This window comes from Candidatus Methanomethylophilaceae archaeon (assembly GCA_017524805.1).
GTDB lineage: Archaea > Thermoplasmatota > Thermoplasmata > Methanomassiliicoccales > Methanomethylophilaceae > Methanoprimaticola.
On record JAFXUX010000009.1, the window covers coordinates 15,982 to 34,329 of the forward strand.

15 protein-coding genes are annotated in these 18,348 nt (G+C 54.9%); 6 read left to right on the plus strand and 9 right to left on the minus strand.

Going from position 1 to position 18,348, the window contains the following annotated elements; all coding sequences use genetic code 11:
* Positions 1 to 37 precede the first annotated feature (37 nt).
* Positions 38 to 1,192 carry a hydroxymethylglutaryl-CoA reductase (NADPH) gene (hmgA, locus tag IKP20_02880; GenBank protein MBR4503902.1) on the minus strand — a complete coding sequence of 385 codons (1,155 nt, stop codon included), beginning with the start codon at positions 1,190 to 1,192 and terminating at the stop codon, positions 38 to 40.
* A gap of 91 nt (positions 1,193 to 1,283) precedes the next feature.
* Here hmgA and IKP20_02885 point away from each other — a divergent pair, with 91 nt between their 5' ends.
* From IKP20_02885 to IKP20_02895, 3 genes are read left to right on the plus strand one after another with little or no spacing between them, the layout of a single operon-like run.
* Positions 1,284 to 2,447 (plus strand): hypothetical protein, encoded by a 1,164-nt coding sequence (locus IKP20_02885; protein MBR4503903.1) that lies wholly within the window; start codon positions 1,284 to 1,286, stop codon positions 2,445 to 2,447.
* Between the two features lie 42 nt (positions 2,448 to 2,489).
* On the plus strand, positions 2,490 to 3,146 hold the full coding sequence (locus tag IKP20_02890) for a tetratricopeptide repeat protein (GenBank protein MBR4503904.1): 657 nt from the start codon (positions 2,490 to 2,492) through the stop codon (positions 3,144 to 3,146).
* A 39-nt stretch (positions 3,147 to 3,185) separates the two neighbouring features.
* Positions 3,186 to 3,728, plus strand: coding sequence for a rubrerythrin family protein (locus tag IKP20_02895; GenBank protein MBR4503905.1), 543 nt, complete (start codon positions 3,186 to 3,188; stop codon positions 3,726 to 3,728).
* Positions 3,729 to 3,852: 124 nt separating this feature from the next.
* On the opposite strand, the gene IKP20_02900 is transcribed toward IKP20_02895, so the two are convergent.
* The gene (locus tag IKP20_02900; GenBank protein ID MBR4503906.1) at positions 3,853 to 5,754 is read right to left on the minus strand and encodes a beta-CASP ribonuclease aCPSF1; all 1,902 of its coding nucleotides are present in this window, start codon (positions 5,752 to 5,754) and stop codon (positions 3,853 to 3,855) included.
* An 86-nt stretch (positions 5,755 to 5,840) separates the two neighbouring features.
* Positions 5,841 to 6,470: a proteasome subunit beta gene (locus IKP20_02905; protein MBR4503907.1), complete on the minus strand. Its 630-nt coding sequence runs from the start codon at positions 6,468 to 6,470 to the stop codon at positions 5,841 to 5,843.
* Between the two features lie 304 nt (positions 6,471 to 6,774).
* Between IKP20_02905 and IKP20_02910 the strand changes: the two genes are divergently transcribed.
* Positions 6,775 to 9,012 carry an adenosylcobalamin-dependent ribonucleoside-diphosphate reductase gene (locus IKP20_02910; protein MBR4503908.1) on the plus strand — a complete coding sequence of 746 codons (2,238 nt, stop codon included), beginning with the start codon at positions 6,775 to 6,777 and terminating at the stop codon, positions 9,010 to 9,012.
* 206 nt (positions 9,013 to 9,218) lie between these two features.
* On the plus strand, positions 9,219 to 10,178 hold the full coding sequence (locus IKP20_02915) for a replication factor C small subunit (GenBank protein ID MBR4503909.1): 960 nt from the start codon (positions 9,219 to 9,221) through the stop codon (positions 10,176 to 10,178).
* Between the two features lie 3 nt (positions 10,179 to 10,181).
* Here IKP20_02915 and IKP20_02920 read toward each other — a convergent pair whose 3' ends face one another.
* From IKP20_02920 to IKP20_02940, 5 genes are read right to left on the minus strand one after another with little or no spacing between them, the layout of a single operon-like run.
* Positions 10,182 to 10,958: an inositol monophosphatase family protein gene (locus tag IKP20_02920; GenBank protein MBR4503910.1), complete on the minus strand. Its 777-nt coding sequence runs from the start codon at positions 10,956 to 10,958 to the stop codon at positions 10,182 to 10,184.
* Between the two features lie 10 nt (positions 10,959 to 10,968).
* On the minus strand, positions 10,969 to 12,204 hold the full coding sequence (locus IKP20_02925) for a phenylacetate--CoA ligase (GenBank protein ID MBR4503911.1): 1,236 nt from the start codon (positions 12,202 to 12,204) through the stop codon (positions 10,969 to 10,971).
* Positions 12,201 to 12,938, minus strand: coding sequence for a sel1 repeat family protein (locus tag IKP20_02930; protein MBR4503912.1), 738 nt, complete (start codon positions 12,936 to 12,938; stop codon positions 12,201 to 12,203). Before IKP20_02930 ends, IKP20_02925 begins: the two co-directional genes overlap by 4 nt.
* A gap of 1 nt (position 12,939) precedes the next feature.
* Positions 12,940 to 14,013 (minus strand): sel1 repeat family protein, encoded by a 1,074-nt coding sequence (locus tag IKP20_02935; GenBank protein ID MBR4503913.1) that lies wholly within the window; start codon positions 14,011 to 14,013, stop codon positions 12,940 to 12,942.
* Entirely contained in the window at positions 14,010 to 15,485 is a 1,476-nt protein-coding gene (locus tag IKP20_02940) for an SEL1-like repeat protein (GenBank protein ID MBR4503914.1), read from the minus strand. Before IKP20_02940 ends, IKP20_02935 begins: the two co-directional genes overlap by 4 nt.
* A 388-nt stretch (positions 15,486 to 15,873) precedes the next feature.
* Here IKP20_02940 and IKP20_02945 point away from each other — a divergent pair, with 388 nt between their 5' ends.
* Positions 15,874 to 16,491: a sel1 repeat family protein gene (locus tag IKP20_02945; protein ID MBR4503915.1), complete on the plus strand. Its 618-nt coding sequence runs from the start codon at positions 15,874 to 15,876 to the stop codon at positions 16,489 to 16,491.
* A gap of 85 nt (positions 16,492 to 16,576) precedes the next feature.
* Here IKP20_02945 and IKP20_02950 read toward each other — a convergent pair whose 3' ends face one another.
* Positions 16,577 to 18,250, minus strand: coding sequence for a formate--tetrahydrofolate ligase (locus IKP20_02950; protein MBR4503916.1), 1,674 nt, complete (start codon positions 18,248 to 18,250; stop codon positions 16,577 to 16,579).
* Positions 18,251 to 18,348 lie beyond the last annotated feature (98 nt).

An 18,348-nucleotide genomic window follows, 5' to 3' on the forward strand; every position in this document is an offset into this window, starting at 1 on the left:
TATCTGGGACGGATTCGGATGCGTGCGTTCGGAGCGGTCACCTTCCGAGCGAAGCGTGGGCGCTGCCCAATTGCCCGGCAGCCTGGGCCGCCAACGTCGAAAGCTCACCGGCCAGGATCGTGGCCGCTACGATTTCACCCAATTTCTTGGCTTTTCCTTCGCCCAGGCACCCGATCATCTCCAGCGCCTCCCTCTGGCACGGCAGACGGGTTCCGCCGCCTACGGTTCCCACTTCTACGGCAGGAACCCTGACGCTGATGTAGAGGTCCCCGTCCAAATCCTCGCATGAGGTCATAGACATGCTGCAGCCGACGATCTGCGCGGGATCCTGCCCGGTGGCTATGTACAGGGCAGCGGCCATGTTCGCCGCATGGGCGTTGGAACCCAGCGTCCCGGCCATGGCGCTTCCAATCAGATTTTTCCGGGTATTGGTCTCGACTATCGACGCCGAAGTGGCATGGAGCGACTTCTCCACCATCTCCTTCGGGATTTTCGCCTCGGCCACAACGGTCTTTCCGCGGCCCTCTATGAGGTTGATCGCCGCAGGCTTCTTGTCGGAGCACATATTCCCGGATACCGAGACCAGAATCGCCCCCGTCTCTTTCTCTATCTCCCTGCACATCGCCTCCGACGCTATCGTAGCCATGTTCATCCCCATGGCATCGCCGGTCGAGAATGAGAACCTCAGGAAAAGGCTCCTTCCATCCGGGAACTTCTCAATCCTCACCAGTTTCCCATGCGATGTCGTGGATTCCACGATGTTTTTCAGGGCCGGCTCGTTCCTGTCGACCCAATCCATGACCTGGACGCAGTGGCTCAGATCGCGGACCCTGAAGACCGGAGCTCTGGTCATGGCATCGCCGAACACGCGCGCCGAAGCGCCTCCGGACTTGGTGATCACAGACATCCCGCGGGATATCGACGCTACCAAAGCGCCCTCTGTGGTCGCGAGAGGCACCAGAAACTCCCCCTGCGCATGCTCCCCATTTATCCTGATGGGCCCGGCGAAACCGAGCGGGATCTGCGTGACCCCTATCATGTTCTCGATGTTCTTCGATGCCGCGGGATAATCGAATCCGCACCTATGGATCTGATCGAACCTGACGCCCGTGAATTCCTCGACGGCGGTTCTGCGGTCCTCAGCGTCTTCCTCGCTGTATCCGCGGTTCTTGAGCCCCTTGCGTTCGGCCATGATAAGACAATGGGTCAGCCGCTATAAATTGTGATGCGGAAGGGCCGCCGGTTCAGTTACGATTATTAATGCCCATTTGATTCGAAGACCCATGCCAAAGGATTCATCTCGCAGGAAACTGGACTTGGAATCCATCAACGACAGGATAGACCATACCGCAGAGATCGTCGGCGGCCGCCCCAGAACCAACCCGCGCTCTGAGAAAAGAGACATTACGATAGTCAAGATTTTCAAGGGTTTCCTGGTCGCCTGCGTCCTGATATCTTTGGCGCTGATAATCCACAACGAGGATTATTATTCGGCCTGGAAAATCATCGACGATATCTGCTACGGATTCGTCCTGGGGTTCACTTTCCTTGGCATATGGTCGATAGCATACCTGGACAGGGGCCCGTTTCCGTTCTGGTTCCTTACCGGTTTCATCATGATGACCGGGGCGATAATGTGGTTTTACGTGACGGGAGCCGGATCGATGCTGATTCTGGGGGGCGCGTCCTCCTTGAAACCGTTCATCCCCGGCGACGTCGGAGAAATAACGCTGTTCATAGACCTGCTGCTCTCGATATTCCTGCTTCTTTTCTCTTCCATAGGCGTTCTGACGACGATCTCCGCCATGCTGAGAAAATTCATGCCTGGGGTTCTACTTTCCATCGAGAAATGCGCCCATAAAGGGGAGAGGGGGAAGGCAGCCGATTTCTTCATGGTGCCTGACATCATCGATGTGGAAAGCGTAGAGATGGAGCCTCAGATTGACGACCACATATTCGATCTCAAATCGTTCATCGAGCTTTCCGTCAATGTATTCACCCTGGGGATGGTCATCTGCTCCATCCTTTTCCTGAACCCCATTGTGCTCGATTCCGTGCCGAAATACAGCACCATCAGGATAATGATGCTTCTTTCAATATTCCTTCCATCGCTTATCATACCGTGGCAATCGGTCAGAAGCACCGGAGCCAAGGCGATATCGTCCGCGCCCCGCCCGTATTATCTCTGGACGGGAGCGAGAAGAAGGCTCTTCACCGGATCGGCCATGCTAGGGGTATTCTTCCTGCTTTTCATCATATCGGTGTATTTTGGCAACGATATCGGGAACATCATCGGGTACTACGTCCAGTATATCGTCCCTCTGGCGTCCATATCCATCCTCGCCGGGCTGCTCTATGCCAATTGCATATCGAGGAACCTCCGCGATTCCATCTGCTTCAGATTCGAAAGCAAAAAGAGCGCCTTCGAAGAATCGCTTAAAGAATGATCTCTCGTCCCTGTTAAATACGGCGTATGCCGTCCGCGCTGTATGACGTCGGACGCGGCATTCGAAGCGATCAGCAAAGCCAGGAGGCAGGCCGACAGCAACAACGCCACCGGAGCGGTCAACACGCTGGAGACTTATCTGGCTACGGACCCCCATAACACCAAGCCTCGGCTGGAACTGGCCAAGATTTCCATCTACAATCTGAAAGACCTCAGGTATGGCCTGATGCAGCTGGATATCATCATGGATCTGGAGCCCGAAAACACCGATGCCATGAAAGCTGCGGTCACGGTGATGTCGGAAGACAAGAAATACACCGAAAAAACATTGGAAATCTTCGATAAACTTCTGGTTCTTGAGCCCACGGCCGACGTGTACAACCTTTACGCCAAATTCCTCAGACGCCAGACGGGGGATTTCAAGAAAGCCGGCGAATACTATGAGAAAGCCCTGGCCCTCAAGCCGAACGACGTCGACATCCATCAGAATTATGCGGTGCTGCTTCTGAACGACCTCCACGACTATCCCAAAGCGAAGGAGGAGCTGGAATTCCTGCTTCAAAAGAAGCCGGGAGACCAGAAGATCAGGAAGGCCTACGAGCGCCTGATGAAGCAGAAATTCGATAAAGACGGGAACCCAAAGAAATCCATTTTCGGATGGAAGCGGCGACGAGCGACGTTAAAAAGCTTTGATTGCTGAGCCTTATATAAGCGTAAACTGATAGCCCGGCGAGGTACAATAATGGAACTCAAAGGATCCAAAACAGAAGCCAACCTGCAAGCCGCATTCGCTGGAGAGAGCCAGGCCAGAAACAAATACACTTACTACGCGTCCCAGGCCCAGAAAGAAGGATACGAGCAGATTGCCAGCATTTTCCTTGAGACCGCTGGGAACGAGCAGGAGCATGCGAAAATATGGTTCAAAAAGCTCCACGGCGGATCCGTTCCCAAAACCGTCGAAAACCTCAAAGATGCCGCGAGCGGGGAGAACTACGAGTTCAACGTCATGTATGCCCAGTTCGCCAAAGAGGCCAGGGAAGAGGGATTCGAGGAGATCGCAGACCTTTTCGAAGCCGTCGGAAAGATCGAGAAAGAGCACGAGGAGAGATATCTCGCGCTCCTGAAGAACATCGAAGATGGCGTCGTCTTCAAGAAAGACAAAGTCGTCATGTGGAAATGCCGCAACTGCGGATACATCCACATAGCCACTGAGGCGCCCAAGGTCTGCCCTGTGTGCAAGCACCCCCAGTCCTTCTTCGAAGTAAGAGCCACAAACTGGTGATTCCAACGCCTTCCCTTCGGGGAAGGCACATTTTTTTTAAATAACAAATAGAAGGGGACATGAATCCCCGTTGAATGTGGGAGGCCCGAAAACCCGGACCTGCTCCACATTTCAAGACAGCCAATCATTTGAGACGTATGGTCTCCAGATTCATAGGCGCTTTAGTTTCGATGCTGTATCTCTTGTATATCGAAGAAGCCAGATCGGTGCACTTGCGATCTTCCCCATGGCCGATTATTATCCTGTCCGGCTTCGGCTCCAAGGACCCGATGTACTTCATCAGCTGCTTCCTGTCGGAGTGTCCTGAGAAACCGTCCACGGTGGCCCTCTGAAGCTTGATTTCGAGGTCTATGGACTTGCCCCTCATGTTCAGGGTGATCTGGTTCCTTCCCCTCTGGATCGTCTTTCCCATGCTCCCCTCGGATTGGTATCCCACGAAGAGGAGCCAATTCTTCTCGTCGTCGGCCCATTCCCGGAAATACTCCATGACCGGGCCGCCGGACATCATTCCGCTGGTGGCGAGAACTATGCACGGGTCGGGAGAATGGCAGATCTCCTCCCTCATATCGGCGGTCTCTACCCTCTTGAAAATCGGGGAAAGGAAGGGATTCTCATTCTGCTGGAATATCTGTGTCCTCAGCTGGTTGTTGAGATATTCTGGATATGCCGTATGGATGGCGGTAGCCTCCCAAATCATCCCGTCCAGATAGACCGGGCATTTGGGGATGGTGCCCTTGCGCATCAGCTCCTCGATGACCAGCATGACTTCCTGGGACCTTCCGACGGCGAAAACCGGTATCAGAACCTTCCCGCCGTGCTCCGCCGCAGATAAGAGATGCCTGCCAAGCTCCTGGGACGCGTCCGCCCTGGACGGCTGGTAATCCTTCTGGCCGCCGTATGTGGATTCTATGACCAAGGTCTCGAGCCTAGGGAACCTGTTTGTGGCAGGATTGAAAAGCCATGTCTTCTCATATTTGGTGTCGCCTGAGAACGCTACGTTGTGAAGGCCGTCTCCGATGTGGAAATGGGCTATCGCAGATCCAAGGATGTGCCCGGCATTGTGCAGAGTAAGCCTTATGTCGGGGGCGATATCGGTGGTCTCGTTGTACTTGAGGGCGATTGTATGAAGTATCTCTTTCCTGACGTCCCTTGACTCGTAGAGATTCTTCTTGTTCTCTCCGAAGCTGAGTTTGATGTTATCCAATTGGAGCAGCGCCATCAAATCTCTGGTGGGCGCGGTGCAATAGACCGGGCCGTCATAGCCGTATTTGAAAAGCGCTGGAAGCGTGCCGCAGTGGTCCAGGTGAGCATGCGTTACGACCACGGCGTCGATCTTGCTGATGTCGGCTTCGGGGATAGCGAAATAAGGCGTGGCGTCGGAGCTGGGGTCCAATCCGCAGTCTATGAGGACCCTGCTTTCCTTGGTCATAAGAAGCGAAGCGGATCTCCCTACCTGCCTGAACCCTCCCATCGTGGTCACTCTGACCCACTGCTCGCCGGGAAGGATGTCCCTTGAGATGCTTTTGGCGACCTTCTTGAGCATCGCCTGGCGCTCGTCATGGTTCGATCTGAGATATCCTCTGACGTCGGAGACTGTCTTCGAAGGGATCGGTGGGGCTCTCATCACCTTGACATTCCATCCGGTCTCCTTCCTTATGCCGCCCAGGCGCTGCCCTTCCTTGCCGATGACCTCGTTGGGGTTGATAGCCTCCACGATGGCCTCTCCGGTCTCCTCGATGAAATTGATGTCAAAAATCTCCGCTGATTCAGGGATCATTGAGCGGATTTTCTCTTCTACCTCCGCCGAATCCGCGAGAGTGGATCTGTCAGGCCGGATATCGACTCTGCGATGTATGCTCTGCGCCAGCATGCGCGCTAACGAATCGTTGGAGGAGAACTTCTCATACTCATCAGTATAGACCACGATGAGAGGACCCTCGAACTCTATGGAGGTTATGCTCATGTCCGAAGGGACCAGCCTCCGCACCTCTTTTGAGAGGTTCTCGAACAGTCTTTCTACATTCATCTCGAAACCATCTTCCAATCGCTGAATAACTGGCAAAAAAAAGTTTCAAAGTAAAGGGTTTGAATGGACGCTTCCGAACGCCGTGTTCAGTTGGGATACTGGCTGAACCCGATGGAAGCACAGATGGACCTTATCTCCTCGTCGGAGAATTCCTGGTACCCGTCGGGTCCTATGTATGCCATCAGCATACCATCGCCCGAGAAGAGATCTCTCTTGATCGAGGAGCTGAGCGCGGTGACCGCAAGCCTCATTCCTTCTTCTTTGGTCATCCCGGGCTTGTATTGCGCATCTAGAACTCCGAACGCGAAAACGGATCCGCTTCCCACGGACATGTAGTCCATCTCGAGGCTGCTGCCATCTCCGGCAACCTCGAAGACATGGCCTCCGGTGCTGTCATATCCTCCGATGATGAGCCCTATTTCGAGGCCCATGATAACCCTGGAAGTGTAGACCGCAGCCGTGCTGACAGTCATCGGGACTCCCTTCTTGATGTTGTATTCCAATATGTGCCCCTGAAGGAATCTGACCGCTACCTGGAGCTGACCTACGGCCCCGGCGGTTGTGACTCCGAGATTGTCCGAGAGCTTGAAGAGCTTGCGGGTCCCTTTGTCGACCGCGAAATTTGTGGAAGCCCTCCTGTCGGTGGCGAGGATAACACCGTCCGCGAGTTTAATCCCTATGGTGGTCGTCCCGGTTTTAATAACGTTATCTGCCATATGAATCCTCCCTTAGTAAGAGAAAAAGCGCGGCTCTTGCCACACTACTATGAGAGTGTATCTGGCAGGGTATATTTAAATCCAATCTGCAAGGCCCGATTGTCGCAAATAATTACCGAACAATTGTTGCCTTCAATTATGACATGTCACGGCAATAAATATTAGGATGTATATTCCAAGTCTGTAAAACGCGTAGTCTGTCATTTGGCGCTCAAAGAATTATTAACCCGTACACTTTAGCGTGATGGGCCTGCGGAAGGCCTGCGAGAACGCCGGCAGACCGTGGCAAACAGGGGAAATAGAGATGGAAATATCCGATTGGCTGGGAGAAGACAATCAGCTGGGCACAGACATATGGGAGCGGAAATACCGCCATGCCGGGGAGAATTTCGAGCAATGGCTCAATCGCGTGAGCGCTGGCGATGACGACATCAAAAAACTGATCCGCCAGAAGAAGTTCCTTTTCGGCGGGAGGATCCTTGCCAACAGAGGACTCCAGCGCAGCGGCCTCAAAGTCACATTGTCCAACTGCTATGTCCTATCGTCGCCGGAGGATTCCATAGAATCGATCTTCGAAACGGCAGGAAAACTGGCCCGCACATTCAGCTATGGCGGCGGAGCGGGGATAGACATATCCAAGCTGGCTCCCCGCGGAGCGAAAATCAACAATACCGCATCCCAAACCTCGGGCGCGGTATCTTTCACCGACTTATATTCGATGGTAACCGGCCTCATAGGCCAGCACGGCCGCCGCGGAGCGCTTATGCTGACCATCTCATGCGAGCACCCCGACATGGAGGAATTCATGTCCGTCAAGACCAACCTGGATAGGGTTACCAAAGCCAACATGTCCATCCGCATGACGGACAAATTCATGGAGACCGTCCGCGACAGGGGCATTTACACCCAGAAATTCTACCGCCCCGAAAGCGGCGAGACAATCACCAAAGAAGTCAACGCGGCAGAATTCTTCAGCAAGATGTGCGCGGCCAATTGGGACTATGGGGAGCCGGGATGCCTGTTCTGGGACAGGATATCCTCATGGAACCTTCTGAGCGAATTCCCCGATTACTCCTACGAATCCACCAACCCATGCGCGGAAGAGCCCCTCCCCGCCGGAGGGAGCTGCCTGCTCGGAAGCATAAACCTGTCGGCTTTCGTCGAGAACGGCGTCTTCCAGATGGAGGACTTCAAGAAAGCCGTCAGAGTCTGCGTCCGCGGGCTCAACGACGTCCTTGACGAGGGGCTTCCCCTGCACCCCTTGGAGGAACAGAAGGAATCCGTGAGGAACTGGAGGCAGATCGGGCTCGGAATAATGGGGCTTGCCGACATGCTGATAGAGCTTGGCTACAGATACGGATCGCCTGAAGCGGCAGACTTCTGCAACAAACTCGGCAAAATAATGGCGGACACGGCGATGAACGAATCCGCCCTCATGGCCAAAGAATTAGGAATGTTCCCCAAATGCGTCCCGCAGCAGATCGTGGATTCCCCGTATTTCAAGGAGAATGCGTCCGAGGAGACCAAAGAGCTGGTCCTGCAGTACGGTCTGAGAAATTCCCAGCTTCTCACGATCGCCCCCACCGGCACCCTGTCCACCATGATAGGCATCTCGGGAGGCATAGAGCCCATCTTCGCCATCTCGTACGAAAGGAGGACCACATCCCTGTCCGACCATGACGAGTATTACAAAGTGTACACGCCGGTGGTCCAAGCCTACATGAACACTCACCCGGAGGTCCAGAAGGACGAGGACCTGCCGGACATATTTGTGACCGCCCAGAACCTCGATTACAGAGAAAGAATCGAGATGCAGGCCACCTGGCAGAAGCACATCGACGCGTCGATCAGCTCCACGGTCAACCTGCCCGAGGAATTCCCGATGGAGGATGTCTATTACATCTACATGTACGCGTGGGAGTCCGGGTGCAAAGGCGTCACCGTATTCCGCGACGGATGCAAGAGATTGGGCATCCTGTCCACCAAGAGCTCCGAAAAGAAAGATGAGCCCGAGGAGAAGGAAGAGCCCAGGAAGAAGGCGGTCGTCAGGGCGGCGTCCGATAACCTTGTCGGAAAGAAGCGCAAGCTGATGACGGGATGCGGAAGCCTGCATTGCACTGCGTTCTTCGATCCCGAGACCGGCGATCTGGTGGAAGCGTACCTCAACAAAGGATCGACCGGAGGATGCAACAACTTCATGGTCGGACTCTCCAGGATGATCTCCCTCGCGGCAAGATCCGGCTGCGGTGTGGACGAGATCATCGATCAGCTGAAATCCTGCGGCTCCTGCCCGTCATATGTCGTGCGCACCCACACCAAGAGAGACACCAGCATCGGTTCCTGCTGTCCCATGGCGGTCGGTTGGGCCCTCAGGGATATGTACGACGAAATGCAGAGCCAGCTAAAAGGAATCCCGGAATCCAAGGATCCCGAGGCTCCCTCCAGGAACATCAAGAACCCCTGCCCCAAATGCGGTGCGGAATTGGAGTTCCAGGGCGGATGCAACACCTGCAAATCCTGCGGCTGGTCCAAGTGCGATTGAAACTTATCGGGCTCCGGCCCGGTTTCTTTCCATAATAACGGCGCCGGGATGGATAGGGATAGGATGCGATTGGCCCGACGCCGTCTATCATATCTCGGGATTCTTATAATAACTATATTCTGTTATTTTTGTTTTTTATGTTATTCAAACCTATGCTATCGTAGATAACCGTATAACGGATGTTTCATTATCCTCAGACGGTCGCAATGAACGAGATTTGGACGGAGAAATACAGGCCCAAAAACCTGGACGAGGTAGTTGGGCAGAAGCACGTATCCGAAAGGCTGAAAGCGTACGTCGCCTCGAGGAATATGCCGCATCTTATGTTCACTGGACCTGCAGGGACCGGAAAGACGACCTGCTCCCTGGCTCTCGCGAGAGAGATGTTCGGAGGGGAGTGGAAGGGCAATTTCATAGAGCTCAACGCCTCCGACGAAAGAGGGATAGACGTCGTCCGCGGGAAGATAAAGGAATTCGCCAGGACGGCCCCGATCGGTGGGGCGGAGTTCAAGATCATCTTCATGGACGAGGCTGATGCGCTGACTTCGGACGCCCAGGCCGCCCTGAGAAGGACCATGGAGAAATACTCCGGAATCTGCCGTTTCATCCTCTCATGCAACTATTCGTCCAAAATCATCGACCCGATCCAGTCCAGATGCGCCGTGTTCAGATTCAAGCCGCTGACCGCCGCCGATGTCGAGGGATTCCTCAGGAAAATAATCGAGAAAGAAGGCGTCGATATCGATGACGACGCAATCAAAGGGCTCGTCGTGGTAGCCAGGGGGGACATGAGACGCGCGGTCAATTCGCTCCAGGTCGCCGCATCCCTCGGCAAAAAGATAGATCTGGACATCATCTATCAGACCACCGGCATGGCCAACCCCGAAGCGGTCAGGAATATTTTGGAGACAGCTCTCGCCGGCAATTTCGTCAAAGCGCGCGATATGCTGGACAACACGATGATAGAATTCGGCCTTTCCGGCCAGGACATAATCAAGCAGATCTATTCGACGTTCTTCGACCTCAGCCTCACCGGCTCCGAGAAGGTCAGGCTCATCGACAAGACCGGCGAGATCGAATTCCGCATAGTCGAAGGCAGCAACGAGAAGATCCAGCTGGAAGCCCTTCTGGCCTATCTCGTGATGGTCGGCGGCAAAAACAGATGAACCTCAGAGGCCCATGGCTGAAAGGATGGCCGGCAGGATCTCCGCTTTGGCCTCTGCCAATACCTCCGGGGAAGAGCACATGATCAGGATGCGGTGATCATCCAGCAGATGGCGGTCATAAACGGCCCCGGCTTTTTCCGCTATGAACAGCCCCGGGAGAAAATCCCATATCTTGTTCGTGAAGCGTATATGAGCATCGGTTCTTCCGCTAGCCAGATACGAGAAATCGACGCAGGCCGCACCGAACATTTTGAATCTGGCGACGGAACCGTAGCACTCGGAAAGGACTGCCGCCTGGGCTTTCCTGAAGGCGTCTGACTTCCTGCTGTAATCGCCCGTCGAAATCAGGCACTGGCTCAGAGGGCGAGCGGAAGCGACGGCAATCGGCTTCCCGTTGAGGAAAGCGCCGTCCTCGGATGCGGAAAACATCTCCCCGAATTCCGGCAGATAGATCGACGCCGCTTTCGGGACTCCTCCCTCAAGAAAGACGGCTTGAATGCCATAGAGAGGGATTCCCCGCGAGAAATTCATGGTGCCGTCTATGGGATCGATGGCCCAAGACCGCCCGGATATCCTGGCGTCCGGGTTGGTCTCCTCCGAGATTATGGTGTCTTCGGGAAACTCTGACCGTATTCTGTCTATGATAACATTCTCAGCCGATACATCCGACTCTGTCACCACATCGAATACTCCATGAGGATTTGCCTTGGTCTTGGCTTCCCGGTCGCCCGAACCGACAATCTTCGCCGCCTCCATTATGGCGGTTTGCATCACATCCAATTCGCGCATCTCAATACCTGTTGTCGAAGAATCTATTGGTTTTCTTCTCTGAGCGGGGAAGGTATCCGACATCGACGGCTTTCGATGCCACGGTCACGCCTATGCGCGATTTTATCAGGGCCGTCATTTCGCGTTCGAGCTCGGCGCGGGAATCTTCCTGGCGATCGGTCTCGAAATACAGCGTGATCATGTCCTTCCCTTCGAGATGGTCGATCATGACCTGGTATTCCCCGGTGGCGCCGTCCAAGGCGGATATGGCCTCATCGTACTGCGCGGGGAACATGTTGACCCCTTTGACCTTGACCATGTCGTCGGTCCTTCCGACGATGATGTCTATGCGCGGGAATCTGGAGCCGCAAGGGCATTCTCCGGGGATGATCCTGGTGAGATCATGCGTCCTGTACCTTATCAATGGGGCGCCTTCCTTCCTGAAAGCCGTTATCACAAGCTCGCCGGTCTCCCCATCAGGAAGGATTTCGCCGGTGTTGGGGTCGATTATCTCGAAATAGACGTAATCGTCCCACATATGGATGCCGTTGCGATAATCGCAGCTTATGCCGATTCCTGGGCCGTAAATCTCGGTGAGGCCGTAGATGTCGTAGAAATCCACGCCGAGGCTTTCGGCGATGCTCTGCCTCATCTTCTCGCCCCAACGTTCGGATCCGATTATTCCCTTTTTCAGGAACAGTTCATCCCTGATCCCGCGCTTCTCGATCTCCTCCGAAAGCAGAAGGGCATAAGAGGACGTCCCGGTGATCACGGTCGTCTTCATATCCTTCATCATGCGGAGCTGCTTCTCGGTATTCCCGGGGCCCATAGGGATGGCCATTGCTCCCAGCCTCTCGCATCCCGCTTGGAATCCTATCCCGGCCGTCCAAAGGCCGTAACCGGGGGTTATCTGGATGCGGTCGTTCTCCGTCACGCCAGCCATCCTGTAGCACCGCTCGAACATGACCGCCCAGTCCTCGACGTCCCTTCTGGTGTAAGGGATCACAACTGGCGTCCCTGTGGTTCCGGAAGAGGAGTGTATCCTCACAATGTCCCTCTCGGGCACCGCGGCGAGACCCAGCGGATATGCCTCGCGGAGATCGCCTTTATCGGTGAACGGGAGCGTCTCGAACTCCTCCTGGGTGGACATGGACGACACGTCGATGCCTTCGTATTTCTTGGCGTAAAAGGGGCTCCTTTCCTTGATCGTGGACAGCAGCCTGAAAATGTTCTCTTTCTGATATCCGTTCATCCTCATCGGGACGCCTTCCTTATCTCTGTCAGCAGCTCTGCTGCCTCCGCATTTCCGCGGCCCGCGGCTTTCTTGAGCCATTTCTCCGCGTTGCGAAGGCTGAGAACCATGCCCTCCCCGGACATGGACATCTTCCCCAGCATCAGCATGGCTTCGTCCAAGCCCAGATCTGCGGCTTTTGAGAAGTATTTCGACGCTTTATCCGGGTTCTTCGGGAATCCCTTGCCGTTCAGATGCATCATCCCCAATCTGTAGCCTCCCTTGGGATACCCGTGGGTGAGACATAGGTCATACCCTTCTGCCGCCTTGGCGTAATTTACGGGAACGCCGCGGCCTTCCTCGTCCATGACAGCCACGCGATATGCCGCAATCAGATTGCCTGCCTCTGCGGCCTTAGAATACCATTCGTACCCCTCGGCCCAATCCTGCTCGATGCCTTCCACGTCGGTGAGCATGAAGCCGAGATTGAACATTGCCGGCGGGTATCCGAGCTCGGCGGATTTCCTGTACAGTTCCATCGCCTTATCCAGATCCGCGCGTATCCCCTCGCCATGGGCTCTCATATGTCCCAGATTGCACATGGCTTCGGCGTTGCCCTGGTCCGCGGCCAGCCCGAACCATCTTGCCGCCTCCCTGCGGTCCATCCCGACGCCGTCCCCTCTGTAGAACAGATATCCCATGGCGACCTGGGCATCCGGATCGCCCTCTCTGGCGGCGTTCAGAACCGTTTCGAAAGACATCTCAATGCCCCCTGACCCTGCGGACGTATACCTCCGGATGGTCCACGTAGCGGCCGAGATAATAGAATGCGGCCAGGAATCCGTTCGCGGCTGCCTGGGCGTAGTATCTGATGGCCAACGCCTCATCCCTCGGATAACGGTCGCTGTCGTATACCTTGCCGAGCGTGAATTGGGCATCGCAGGAGCCTGCCGCCGCCGCGCGGGTTAGAAGATCCAGAGATTTGCTGTCGCTGCGTCTGACGCAGATTCCCTGGTGATACATCATCGCGATCGCGAACAGCGCGTCGGGCTCTCCGAGCTCGGCTGCGGAACTGAAAAGCTTGAAAGCCGCGACCTCATCACCGGAAGCCAGCGCCTCATCTGCCTGATTCATGTAGAACGACATGAGGTCGGTCTCCTTCTGGACGCCGGTGCTGCTTATCGCGTTCATTCTGGACTCGTAAGACTCGGATTCACCCAGAGATGCGCGGGAGAGACACATGATGCATTTCTCATGGCCCATATCAGCCCCGTGCTGATACCATCTCAGGGCTTCGCTGACATTCTTGGATATCCCGTTCAAACCGTACTCATAATCCAAGCCTATGTCCAGGAATATGTCGGCATCCCCGGAGACAGAGACGGATGAGAACCACATCTCCGAATCTTCGGCCGACGATTGGACGTCGGATGCGGACTGCAGAAGATATCCGACCATGAATTTGGCCAGTATGTGCCCTTTTGTGGCCGCCGCCCTGAACCACGACAGAGCCAGGGAATCGTCGCGCTCCACGATCCTTCCGGAACGGTACTCGCATGCGATGGCATACTGGGCGTCCATATTCCCCATCTCCGATGCGGACATGAGATGACCCATGTATTTCGCGATATCCTGGGGGATCAGATCCCCGTTCAGGTAAAGCTTTGCCAATTCCCAATGGGCTCTGGGGCATCCGCCGGAAGCGGCGCGCTCATACCACGAGACTGCGCTGTCGATGTTCTGGTCAACGCCGATGCCTTCTTGATAGTAATATGCGACTCCAAGGCACGCATAAGGATCGCCCAGCTCGGCGGCGCGGAATATAGGCTCTCTCACCAACGTTTCCTCTCCGACTTGATTTTGCTGAGCAATGCAGCGGCATCAGGGTCGCCTTTCTTCATCGCTCTGGTCAGATGCTTCTTAGCTTTGCCGAGATCCTTTTTGACGTATTCGCCCTCATAATAGAGCTGACCCAGATAGAAATCGGCATCCGGGAAATCCGATTCGGCGGCTTCGTTCAGATCTTCCAGACCGGCCTTTATATCTTGTGGAACTCCGCGGCCGGTGATGCGCATCATACCGATGAAAGCTTTGGCTGCGGGGTGGCCTTGATCGGACGCCTGATCGAACCAGACCGCGGCTTGCTCATCATCCTTGTCCGTCCCGCGGCCGTCGTGATAGAAGCAAGCCAAAGCGTATTGAGAATTCGGCTCGCTCATCTCGGCGGCGTCCTTGAAGAACTCGAATGCTTTGGCGTCGTCCCTTTCGAAATACATGCCGTTGCCGTACATGCATCCGAGAGCATATTTTGCATAGCCGTTGCATCTGTCCGACGCGACGGTGAACCAATGAGCGGCCTTCTCGAAATCCTGGGGGACCAGCTGCCCGTCCAGACACAGCTTGGCGTAATCCGTCATCGCCTGCTGGAATCCGTTCTCGCAGGATTCTTCCAGCCATTTGACCGCCAATTCTGGATCCCTCTTCAACCCATCCCCGTAGGCGTACGAAAGGCCGACCTGATACTGGGCTTCAGCATGGCCTTGCTCGGCGGCCTTCAAGAAATAATCCATGCCTTTGGAAGGGTTTGTGAACTTGTTTCCGGGTGTGGAATAAACGCAAGCCGCGTTGAACTGCGCCTCGGGATCTCCTGCCTCGGACGCGCGGACGTACCATTCCATGGCCTTGGAGAGATTGGGCGCGGTGTCGCAGAGGCCTCTGTCATACATCTGCCCGAGATGATACATAGCAGAAGCGGAACCATTGTCAGCAGCTTTCTGAAGCCAGTAGACCGCTTTCTCACGGTCCTTGCGGATCCCCTTCCCCATGAGATACATGAAACCGATGGCGCTCTGCGCGGCCGGGTTGTCGTCCTCTGCGCATACAGTATACCATCTCACGGCCTCTGCATGGTTTTTCTTAACTTCCGATGTCCCTTTGTCATACATCGCAAACAATTCGGAGCAGGAATCTGGATCCCTCTGCTCGCCGCTCAGCCTGAGCGCAAGAAGCCTGTCCATCACATCCTCCGGATTCTTGGAAAGCTCGGAAACGACGATCGCGGCTTCTTTGGACCCGGATGACGCGGCAAGAGCGAACAATTCCCCTGCGGTTTTCTTGTCTACGATTGTGTTGGCGGCCCCGGTATAAAGGAAAAGGGCATGAAGATACTGGGCGTCCGGTATGGCTTCCCCCGCGCCGCGTTCGGCCTCTGCGGCGGCACCCTTGAGATCGTATGAGACGGAGCCACAATCCATGAGGCCGCGCGACGGCATATAGTAGCCATCTTGGGAGACCATTTTTTCGGACATGCCCATCTTTATGCATAAATCCCTATATTAAATCTACAAAAATGTCTGGGAACAGTCTGCCGCCGACGATCTGGCTCGGAATAATATGTCACTTTCGGGCACCCCTCCCTTTCTCAGTCTTAAATACGCTTTCCACCTGGTTTGAATCATGGGAGAAACCTACGCTGAGAATTCGACATATACGAGGAAAATCGGGTTCCCTGGAAGAGAACTTCCTGGTTTCAGATTGCCGAGGCGTGAAGGGGCCGCCGATCGCAGCGGTTTCGGGGAAAGCGATAGGGACTGCGGAAACCAAGAACCCAGGAAAATGCTTCCTCCAGCGAAGAAAGCCATAAGTGCATCATCGCATATGACTTATGGAAGCGAAATGGAGTTGCCGCCAGAAAAAATGGAGGCCAGGAAGAAGGCTGCATCCATAATTCTCAACAGAATCAGCGGCAGCTATGAATTCGCTTTCAAAACATTCTCAGATGAAGAATGCGAGAATTCGTCCGAAGCCCAGTTTTTCCTCGGAATAATGTATCTTTATGGATACGGCACCGAAAAGAACGATTCGAAAGCCTTCGAGCACATGGAAAAATCCTATGAATTGGGCAACCCCAACTCCGCCTATTATCTCGGCCTCATGTATCTGAACGGCATAGGGACTTTCAAAGTCGCGTTCAAAGCCATGGCCTTGTTCAAGGAAGCGGCCCATAACAACGAGAATGACCATCGCGCTCAGCTCCAGATAGGGCTCATGTACTTGGAGGGCGTGGGAACGGTCGAAAACCCGGAGAACGCATTCAAATGGATCAAAAGGGCGGCCGAACATACGGACGCCGAAGCCCAATTCATTCTCGGCCAGCTATACAGAGTTGGGTACGGATGCAAGAAAGATCCCGGATCCATGAAGAACTGGCTAGAATTGGCGGCGGCAAGGGGCCACCTGGGAGCGAACACCCTTCTCGGCAATATCTACACGAATGGCGATGGGGTCCGCGCCAACAAGGAAAGGGGCCAATAGTGCTACGATATAGGCGACGGGAAAAGACCTCTTCCATGAGGCCGGACAATAAAGTGGGAGAGGGGGTGCCCCTCCGTTTGCGGACTCACTTGAGCCCGACTATGCTTCCGTCCGGGTTGAGGTCCATCCTCATGGCCGCCGGCACTTTGGGGAGCCCGGGCATCAGAGTGAGAGTCCCGCACACCGGAACTATGAATCCGGCTCCTGCCGACAGCCAAACCTCCCTGACGTTGAGCTTCCATCCTTTTGGAGCCCCTTTGACCTTGGAATCGTCGGAAAGCGAAGCCTGAGTCTTCGCGATGCAGACAGGAAGATTTCCATACCCGTTCTCGACTATAGTCTTGAGCGCTTTTTCGGCCGCCGCCGAATATACGACGCCATCGGCCCCATAGATCTTCTTGGCCACGGTCTCGATCTTCTCTTTGACCGGAGCGCCGAGATCATAAAGGAACTCGAACTTCTTCGGCATCTCGACAGCTTCGATCACTGCGTTGGCCAGATCGACGCCGCCTTTGCCGCCCTCGATGAAACCGTCCGAGAACGCGACCCTTACGCCCGCCTCTTTGCAGTGGGTACGGAGGAGCTCGATCTCTTCCGGCTTATCCTGGGCGAAGTGGTTGATCGACACCACGATCGGGACCCCGTAATAGGACATGTTCTCAATGTGCTTGTCGAGGTTGCAGAGTCCTTTCCTGAGCGTATCCAAAGTGAGAGTGGACTCGTCTTCCAGAATGCCGCCTCCGTGGGTCATCAGCGCTTTGATGGATGCGACTATTACGACGCAATCAGGCGATATCCCGCCCTGCCTGCAGACGATATCCATGAATTTCTCGCCGCCGAGATCGGACGCGAATCCAGCCTCGGTGATGACATAATCCCCAAGCTTCAGAGCGGCCTTTGTGGCGATGAGGCTGTTGGTACCGTGGGCGATGTTGGCGAACGGAAACCCATGGACGAAAACGGGCTGCCCTTCTAGCGTCTGGACGAGGTTGGGGCTTATGGCATCCTTAAGAAGAACCATCAAAGCGCCCACGCAGCCGAGATCCTTCACGGTGACGGGTTTGCTGTCATAGGTATATGCGACGACCATGTTCTCCAACCTGCGCCTGAGATCCTCGCGATCGGTGGAGAGAGCCAGAATGGCCGAGATCTCGGAGGCGGACGTGATGAGGAATCCGGTCTCGTGGGGAACGCCGCCCAAGGTCCTGTCGTTGCCGAGGCCTACCACGATATTCCTGAGCTCTCTGGCATTGATGTCCATAGCCTTCTTTAGGACGATTTTGGTCTGATCGATGTTCAGAGGATTGTCTCTGACCAGCTGGTTGTCGATGATGGACGACAGGAGGTTGTGCGCCGCGGTGACGGCATGGATGTCTCCGGTGAAATGGAGATCGATGTCCCACATGGGATAAACCTGAGCATATCCGCCTCCGGTCGCGCCTCCTTTAACACCGAAAGTCGGTCCGATTGAGGGCTCCCTGAGCGCGCCGACAACGTTCTTGCCCAAGTAGCCGAGACCTTGGATGAGGCTGATGGTTGTGACGGTCTTGCCTTCTCCCGCCGGAGTGGGGGTTATGGCAGTAACCATGATCAGCTTCCCATTTTTGCGGTCTTTATACTTGTCGATAACGTTCAAGGGTACTTTGGCGATGTATTTCCCGTAGGGAACGATTTCATCCTCTGAAAGCCCTATTTTGCTCGCTATCTCCTTGATCGGTTTGGCGGTCGCCTCTTGGGCGATTTCGATGTCTGCCTTCATGAGGTATGCCAGAGTTTGACCTGTTATAAAGTATGCTGCATTTTGAGCGTTAAAACGGCAGCCGGAACCAATTTGGATTTTGATGCGCGAACAATCGC